Here is a 1,824-nt window from a genome sequence, read left to right as displayed (position 1 = left end):
GAGGTATCCTATGTAGGATAACCTGCCAATCCTATATGAAGTAAGATAGTAGTCAATGGTTTTATAACAGTACAAGAGAAAGTCGCTGAGATCTTCTTCCTCAAGTAAATGCAGATAATAGGGGAGGGAGTAGAGAATTTGCTGTGTCTTGTTGTGCACTGTATGATAGAGCGTAGTATTGGACCGATCTTTCTGGTAACAAACCACCTGATCAGTCAATATCTTGCTCTCCTTGGCAGAGATGGGTAGCCATTGCATGGGTGCCTCCTTGTGGGATGATGCACATACCCATGCAATGTGTATGCCAAGTTATGCTTTCAGCATTTTCTCAACAGCTTCCAGAAGCAGTTTCCTGGTTTCCTGTATCGGTTTATTGACCGTGGCACCAGCTGCCTTCTTGTGGCCACCACCTCCAAAGCTTTCGGCTAAGGCTCCCACATTGATGCTGCTCTGGTGAGAGGAACGGAATCCTACTTCAGTTCTTCCACCCTCCAGCTCCTTGAAGAAGAGAACTACCTCAACACCCTGTACTGAGAGCAACATGGTGTACAGAGAATCGCTTGGCTTGTCGGTGGTGATGTACTGCTTGCTGTCCTCAAGACAACTCGAGGAGATCATCACCTTTCCATCGAACAAGCTTTCACTGCGATCGATAAGCTTTCCCAGGTACTTGATATACCCAAAGCTCTTCCCCCCTGTCATACGGTCATTCATCACATTGGGGGAAACCCCTAGATCGACAAGCTCGGCCGCAAGGCGGAGCGTCTCTCCACGATATGCATTGATGAAGCGGAAGAACCCAGAGTCGGTGGCAAATCCAAAGAACAGGTGCTCGGCTATCTCCTGGGAGATTTCAACATCCAATGCTTTGTAGAGTTGCATGATGATCAAGGTGGTGGATACCGAGCGGGGAACAATATAGCGATAGGTGCCAAACTGCTCACCACTGCTGTGATGGTCGAACACCACCGTGGTAAGTCCCTCGATCTCCTCTGCGAGGTGACCGATACGCTCTGGTGAACTACAGTCCACCACCACGATCAGTGGATTCCTTTGTTTCAACTCATCATCGATATGATTCAGAAAATCAGAGCGGAGATGGGATATCTCAGAGCGATCAAAGGGCCCAGCATTTGCCATATGGACGGTCTTCCCCATCTTCAGAAGCATGGAGTTCATCGCCATCTGGCTGCTCAGGCAGTCACCATCGGGACTGACATGCCCGATGACAACAAACTCTTCCCGATTTCTCAATAATGCAAGAATCTCTTCATCAATTGGGGGGTAGCTGAACATTTCACGCTCCACGGATTACCTCAGGTTGTTCTCCATTTATGACACATTCTCGACCGATGATTACCTGTTTGACTTGCTTGATGGAAGGAATGTCATACATGATTCCCATCATCACATTCTCAACAATGGAGCGCAGTCCACGGGCACCGGTCTTCTGTTCGAAGGCTTTCTCTGCAACAGCTTCGACAGCATCACTCTTGAATACAAACTCAATACCATCCAGGCGGAATGAAGCTTCATACTGGCGAATGATGGAGTTCTTTGGTTCAAGGATGATCCGCATCAAGTCGTTCTTGGTGAGATTGTTCAATGCAACATGGATGGGAAGTCTTCCAATGAACTCTGGGATCAATCCAAATTTTACCAAGTCATCGGGAAGCAACTTGCTGTACAATGTATGCAAGTCCTTGTCCTGGGCATTGATGATGCTTGCGCCAAATCCCATTGCATGGGAAGAAACACGTTTCTCGATCACCTTGTCCAGTCCAACAAATGCTCCACCACAGATGAAGAGGATATTCCTTGTAT

The 1,824-nt window shown here is 47.6% G+C and carries 3 protein-coding genes; all 3 read right to left on the bottom strand.

Going from position 1 to position 1,824, the window contains the following annotated elements:
* A partial coding sequence (locus tag JF818_RS12390; protein WP_198892303.1) for a hypothetical protein occupies nt 1-258 on the bottom strand: 258 nt, incomplete at its 3' end.
* A 51-nt stretch (nt 259-309) separates the two neighbouring features.
* Complete coding sequence (locus tag JF818_RS12385; RefSeq protein ID WP_198892302.1) at nt 310-1,296, bottom strand: bifunctional oligoribonuclease/PAP phosphatase NrnA; 987 nt, start codon at nt 1,294-1,296, stop codon at nt 310-312.
* A gap of 1 nt (nt 1,297) precedes the next feature.
* A partial coding sequence (locus JF818_RS12380; protein WP_198892301.1) for an AAA family ATPase occupies nt 1,298-1,824 on the bottom strand: 527 nt, incomplete at its 5' end.

This window comes from Sphaerochaeta sp. S2, from assembly GCF_016406725.1.
GTDB lineage: Bacteria > Spirochaetota > Spirochaetia > Sphaerochaetales > Sphaerochaetaceae > Sphaerochaeta.
The sequence above is the reverse complement of the archived record's forward strand: the minus strand, read 5'-3'. Positions and strand labels throughout refer to the sequence as shown.